This is a genomic window from Roseiarcus sp. (assembly GCF_052145395.1).
Lineage (GTDB): Bacteria > Pseudomonadota > Alphaproteobacteria > Rhizobiales > Beijerinckiaceae > Roseiarcus.
The window spans coordinates 1-5,652 of the sequence record NZ_JBKQOT010000125.1 but is presented as its reverse complement, the minus strand read 5'-3'; the positions used below and the strand labels follow the sequence as shown (position 1 = coordinate 5,652).

5 protein-coding genes and 4 pseudogenes are annotated in these 5,652 nt (G+C 63.3%); 6 read left to right on the top strand and 3 right to left on the bottom strand.

Annotated elements, in window-relative coordinates:
* Nucleotides 1-561: 561 nt before the first annotated feature.
* Nucleotides 562-870, top strand: a pseudogene (locus tag ACLP25_RS04535) (TetR/AcrR family transcriptional regulator); the annotation flags it as partial.
* A 437-nt stretch (nt 871-1,307) separates the two neighbouring features.
* Here the strand turns inward: ACLP25_RS04535 and ACLP25_RS04530 are convergent.
* A pseudogene (locus ACLP25_RS04530) lies at nt 1,308-1,471 on the bottom strand (transposase); the annotation flags it as partial.
* Between the two features lie 3 nt (nt 1,472-1,474).
* Between ACLP25_RS04530 and ACLP25_RS04525 the strand changes: the two are divergent.
* A pseudogene (locus ACLP25_RS04525) lies at nt 1,475-1,621 on the top strand (IS5/IS1182 family transposase); the annotation flags it as partial.
* A gap of 66 nt (nt 1,622-1,687) precedes the next feature.
* Here ACLP25_RS04525 and ACLP25_RS04520 read toward each other — a convergent pair.
* Nucleotides 1,688-2,341, bottom strand: coding sequence for a TetR/AcrR family transcriptional regulator (locus ACLP25_RS04520; RefSeq protein WP_442468036.1), 654 nt, complete (start codon nt 2,339-2,341; stop codon nt 1,688-1,690).
* 487 nt (nt 2,342-2,828) lie between these two features.
* Entirely contained in the window at nt 2,829-2,951 is a 123-nt protein-coding gene (locus ACLP25_RS04515; protein ID WP_442468035.1) for a hypothetical protein, read from the bottom strand.
* A gap of 326 nt (nt 2,952-3,277) precedes the next feature.
* Between ACLP25_RS04515 and ACLP25_RS04510 the strand changes: the two genes are divergently transcribed.
* From ACLP25_RS04510 to ACLP25_RS04495, 4 genes and pseudogenes are all read left to right on the top strand, one after another.
* Entirely contained in the window at nt 3,278-4,003 is a 726-nt protein-coding gene (locus ACLP25_RS04510; protein WP_442468034.1) for a TetR/AcrR family transcriptional regulator, read from the top strand.
* A gap of 381 nt (nt 4,004-4,384) precedes the next feature.
* Nucleotides 4,385-4,636: a hypothetical protein gene (locus ACLP25_RS04505; protein ID WP_442468033.1), complete on the top strand. Its 252-nt coding sequence runs from the start codon at nt 4,385-4,387 to the stop codon at nt 4,634-4,636.
* A 329-nt stretch (nt 4,637-4,965) separates the two neighbouring features.
* Nucleotides 4,966-5,244: pseudogene (locus ACLP25_RS04500) on the top strand (HU family DNA-binding protein); the annotation flags it as partial.
* Nucleotides 5,245-5,457: 213 nt separating this feature from the next.
* The coding region (locus ACLP25_RS04495) for a hypothetical protein (protein ID WP_442468032.1) at nt 5,458-5,652 on the top strand (195 nt) is incomplete at its 3' end.

Below are 5,652 nucleotides of genomic sequence, written 5' to 3'. Positions count from 1 at the left end.
CCGGTCTCAGGGCTTGCTCGCCGTCGTGTTGTAGTCTCTTGAGGCAAAGTCCGCATCGACGTCGACATGTTCGGGGTTTGCTCTCGCCTCGCCGATTGCCGCACGGCGCGTTGCGCCGCGTATTCGCTCCGCGCCGCGGGCAGGCTCGCAAACCACCTCGCGGACCATGGAACTGGCTCGCCGCCTGCGTCGTGAAGAAATGCTTAAGGAGCATCGCTCATCGGCGCGTCTTCCGTGAACCGGTGATCGCGCAACTGTTTCTCCACAAATGATAAGCGCCCGATCGAACGATTCCACCGTGACATGACGTCACAGACGGCTCCGCGCGTTGCGGCGACTTCCCCTAGCAAGCCGCCTCCGAGAGCGACTTGGTTTTCCAGCCGCCGGCGCTCGGTGCGGGCCCGTCGCGACGTTCGCTTCAAGAATTTTTCGCTCGCCTGGAATTTTTTTCGTCTGTCCAAGAAAGGGGAGGCTTTCAACAAGGTCGACCTGAATCGGCGCTCGGAAATCGGCCGGGAGCGGCATGCCAGGACCTGAGCGCAGCTAGTCGGAGCCGCCTGTGTCCTCTTGACGAGCCGGTCGATCGCCTCCGTCACGGTCGAAGACGTGACGAGACAGGCGGGGACGTCAAAAGGCGCCTTCTATTCCAACCTCGAGGATCTGTGGGATGCGGTCGCGGCGGAACTGGCGGAAGGATTCGATGATGTCGCTCGGGCAAACCGACCCGCCGTCGCCGACCCGATCGAGGCGATCGCCGCCGGCTGCGCGGCCTTCATCGGCGAGGCTCAGCATAATCCTCCCTGGAGAGCGCTCATCGCTCACGGCCTGTGGGCCTTTCCGGCCGTCGCACGCGTCGCCGAGAGCGAATGAACGCAAACCTGCGGCGCGCCCAAAGTCAGGATCGTCTGGCCTCCTTTTCGGAGGAGCTCGGTTTCGATCTCGTCGTCGGCGTTGTTGTTCAGGCTATGCGCTCGCCGACTGAGGCGCGACTTTCGCCCGGCGAACGTGCCGGACGTCGTTCAGGGAATCCTGCGTGCGCCCGGCGTCAGGGCGGAAGACGCAGAACTCGCGGTGCGGCGTGCACGGGAGGTGGCGGCTGCGTCGCGAAAGCGAGAGCCCGCCTCGGTGAAAAGTCGGACCTGACAAAGATTATCGCGCCGCCGCCGCCGCGATGGTCATGGGTCGCTGTTCGCCGAGATCGAGCCGGCCTTCGACGCTGCTGACGCACACACAATTCCGTCGTGCCGTGATCGTGTCCCTTTACGTTCTGCAAAACGGGATGGAGCTCAGTCGCTTAACTTAGAAGCGTAGAACCGGTTCTGCACCGTGGTGAACGGGGGAAAGTCCTTGGGCGCCAAGGACACCCCGAGCGGATCAAATAGAACAGCGCATTCAAGACCTCGCGCGCGCAGGTCGGCTTGCGTCCTCGTCTCTTGGGCGCCGGAAGCAACGGCAAAATCAACGCGAACTCCGCCAACGGACGTTCGGCTGGATCAACCGCGCCAGACGCCTCGCCAAAGACTTCGAGGCGACCATCGAGTCCGCCCTCGAATGGCTCCTCATCGCCCTCGCCTTCCTGCTCACCCGCAGGCTCGCAAGGCTCGCAGGTCAGGAAACATGAATTCCGAGTCGGGCTCTTAGCCGGAGCCGGCGGCGTTCGACGAGTCGCCGGAGAGGCTCCGGCCCTTCAGGACGTCGAGCGGAACGGGCTCCTGACGCGAGCGAGTCGTGCGACGATGGACGCGGCGTCGCGCCTGCCGACGCCGATCGCGGCGAGCGTGCATCGGACCGCATCAGGCCGGTCGCCATCATCAAGGCGCCCTTCGCCGATCGCCGCCGCGACCTGAAGAATGATCCCAAAGACCACTTCGACGCCCAGGTCCAACGTCAATTCCGGCTGCCGCGCGTTCTCAAGCGCGTCGCGTAGGTCTCGCGAGAGCCTGACCCGGACGGTCTGCCCGATCACATGATGCGATGCCGCCATCCGCGTTGCGAGCGAAGCCCACGAGCGGTCGGACAGGGATTGCTCGAAGAAGGCGTCACAGCCGAACGCGATCCGGAGAAGCGGATCGGACATCGACAAACGCTCGGGTTGTATCAAATCGTCGAAGGTGTCGATGAGCTCGTCGGCGACGGCCGTGGCGAGCTCATCCAGATCGATGAAATGGCTGTAAAAGGTGCCCTTTGCGACCCCCGCCTCTTGAACCACTTCGTCAATCGTGACCGAGTCCCACCGCCGCTTCGAGAACAGCGCCTTCGCCGCGGCGATCAATTGCCCTCGTGTCCTTGCTCGCTTCTCCCGGCCGATTTCCGCGCGCCGCTCGCGATTGATATTCGCCATCCGCCTCAGCTCCTGGCGACCCATATACTCTATTCGGTCAAAATGACCGGTGGGTCGGAAAAGGACCGGACATGCGAACGAGCCTTTGGCGCGACCGTAATGCGCAAAGAGCGGCCCTTCGCCGATGGTCTGATGAACCGGTCAAATTGACCCTAAACGGAAGTTCCCAGTTTTCGTCGGGCCGAGTGCAGTCGATACAAACCACAACTCCAAAGATGCGCGTTCTCGGGTTTATCGGAAGGGGGTAACAACCCCACTCAGCCGGAAAGCTTAAAATGGCACAATCATGATTGTATTCGGGTGTATACAGAGCGTCATTGGCATGCGGCACAATCGTAAAGACGGTCGCGACACCGTAATCGCATCGAAGTGGATTTGCACCACCTCCTCGCCGGCCTCGCGGCGCACTGTCACCGTAAATTGCCGTTTCCGGACGGGCCGGCCCCGCCGAGACGGCGCCGGCGATCTTTCTCCCCATCGGACGATTTCAGCGCGGGCCGCACATCGTCGTGTAGTTCGGCTGAGTGATGCCGACGACGTAGAAGATCTCGAGACGGCAATTCGAGTCCGGCACCTCGGCGGTTGCGGTGGCCGGGACCGCATGCCTCACTTTGCGAATCCTCGGCGCCCCTGCGCGACTGGGATGTTGGCCATGAGCGCCAGATGAAGCGTCCTGGGCGGGCGCCGGCGTCGCGATGGCCATGAGGCAAGCTGCGGCCGGCAGCAGAAGGGCACGTACATGATTCACGGTTCCAATCCTTCTAATTGAACGACACGGTATCGAAACGAGCGCGTATTGTTAAACTGTGGCGGAATATCGGCGTTGCTCGCGCCTCCGACAAATAAAACGGCATCGTACCTTTCGGCTTTACAGCAGGCTGGCGCGGCTCTATCCAACCCAGGAAAGGCGATGGGGAGAGACGAGGCAGGATTGAGATGAGCGAAAGGCCGGCAAGAACGATGGATTCGTCGGCTCGCGGCCCCGTCCGCCCCGGTCGGCCACGGCGCGAGTTCGCGGGCGAAGTGGAGCGGCGCATCCTGGACGCGGCCACGAAGGTGTTCTTGGACCGAGGCTTCGTGGGCGCGACCATCGACGAGATCGCTGGAGAGGCGGGCACCTCAAAGCCGACGATCTATGCCCGGTTTCCCGGCAAGGACGAGCTGTTCACCGCGGTCGTTTCGCGGAAAGTCAGCGAGAACACGATCCCGGTCAGCGTTGCGGCAGCCGGTTCGACCACCGAGGAGCGTCTGAAGGCGCTGGCGGAGGTGATTCTCGAGAGGGCCCTCGGTTCCGACGCGCTCGGGTTGATGCGGGTGACGGTCGCAGAGGCGCGCCATTTCCCCGATCTGGCGAGCAGCGTCCAACGGATGGCGCGGGAGCGGGGGCGGGAGTCGATCGCCCAACTCCTGGGCGAGTTCGCCAAATCCGACGAGATGGGAGCGCTGCCGGCGTTCGCCCCCGATCACCTGCCGGTGACGGCGCGCGTCTTCGCGGACCTGATCCTCTTGCCCATGATCATGGGCGGCCTGTTCGGGGAGGACCTTGCAGCGCTGCGGTCGGAGATCGGCCCACATGTTTCGCAGTCTGTCGCGTTCTTCCTCGCCGCTTGCACATACGAAGGCGACCCGATCGGGCCAGACCCGAGCCGCGCCCCATCATGAAACCGCGGGATTACGGTGATATGAGCTCAAATCCCTTTTTGCTGGGCGGCCAACGATCTCGCGATACGGGTCATGCGTGCATAGGGATAGTCGTCAGAGGATAACCGCCAGTTTCCGGCCGGACTCTCATAGCGATGGACCCGCTGTCCAATTGGGACAGAACCACCATGCCGCGTCGTCGGGCCGGCGAGCGGTTTGAGCAGTTCGGGGATGGGGCGTTATGGAACGAAGAGTTGGGCCGGGAGTCTCCTCGGGATCGCGTACCCTCAATCGCCCGCCTAACTTCATACGGGCGCAGCCGAATCGCCGCGAAAATGTCTATCTTGCGCGCTATCCGGCCCGCGCCGTTTTAAAAGTAACCACATAGGGAGGATGGGAACGATGACTTCTCTGAGCGCGGAGTCCCACATCGACGCCCGTCACCTCGATAGCGCCCGACGCCTCTGGGCGGCTGACGCTTCGTCCGAAGCCGCACGGTTCCTTCAGCCCACGGCCGCCCGCATCGTGACCGGGGCCGGCCTCGCCGGGGGCCAGCTGCAGCAAGCCCTGCGACATCCCAGCTCGGTCGCGCGCCGCATCGTCCTGGGCCGGCTAATCCTCAGCATCATCGGGAAAAGCAGCAAGCCCCTTTGAACGGTTAGGGTTCGGGCCCCACGCCGGGCTCTGCCTCGCCGCGCCGACGAATATCCATGCTCGCAGTCGCGGCCACAGCCGCATGCAGCATCGCCCACGACGGCCGGCCAAATCGCTAACCAGCAGTGCTTCATCGGCGCTATCCTGCGTCGACTGGCCGTTGACCGTGCTCCAGATCCGGTATCCGGCTCAGGCGCTCCAGCGGTCGTGCTGAACCCTGGCGACAACCAAGGCATCTGCTACCTGCTGCTGAGCTGCCTGGCTAGGCGCGACGATGCTGCCGCGGTGAAAAAAATGACAGCCGCCTCGAATCCAACCAAGGAACCTCGTTAATGAACACTTCCGAACTCGTCGAAAAGCTGTCAGAGACGCATGGCGTCAGCAAAGTGCAAGCCAAGTCGATTGTCGACGACATCTTGAAGGACATCGTGGAGGCTGCGGCGAGCGGCGCGGAGGTGTCGCTACCGGGGTTCGGGAAGTTCAAAGTCAAAACGACGCCCGAGCGCGAAGGCCGCAATCCGGCCAGCGGTGAGAAGATCAAGATTGCGGCGTCAAAGAAACTCACATTCGCTTCGGCAAAATCGGTCAAGGACCTCCTGAACCGCTGATCCGAATGCCCGCCGAGGCGTCGCAGAATTCGGGGATAGTTCGCCGGCGCTGGAAAGTTGCGGCGAAGCCCGAACGTGTCGCGGCGCCGTTGACAGCGGGGATCCGGGCTAGGCGCGCACCGAGCATCACCGTCCGACACCAAATGGACTTCGACGCCGCGTCGCCCGGCCGAATGAGGCGGTTTCCGCGCGCCGTTCGCGTACACTTGCCGAATGCGAATCGTCACATATCGCGGGCTTCGCTCCGGCCGGTTCGCCAAACCGCTCGAACGACTGCGCGCGGCGCTCACCCGCGGCGACTTCGCAGCCGCCGGGCTCAAGAAACTCGCCCCCACGCCCTATTGGCGCGCCAAGCTCAGCGACGAGGCGCGCCTCCTGATGCAATTTGCCCCGTACAACGGCGAAACC

What these genes read in the sequence shown, in the direction of transcription:
- ACLP25_RS04520 (WP_442468036.1), bottom strand. Translation starts at nt 2,341, where the DNA reads ATGGCGAATATCAATCGCGAGCGGCGCGCGGAAATCGGCCGGGAGAAG.
- ACLP25_RS04505 (WP_442468033.1), top strand. Translation starts at nt 4,385, where the DNA reads ATGACTTCTCTGAGCGCGGAGTCCCACATCGACGCCCGTCACCTCGAT.
- ACLP25_RS04510 (WP_442468034.1), top strand. Translation starts at nt 3,278, where the DNA reads ATGAGCGAAAGGCCGGCAAGAACGATGGATTCGTCGGCTCGCGGCCCC.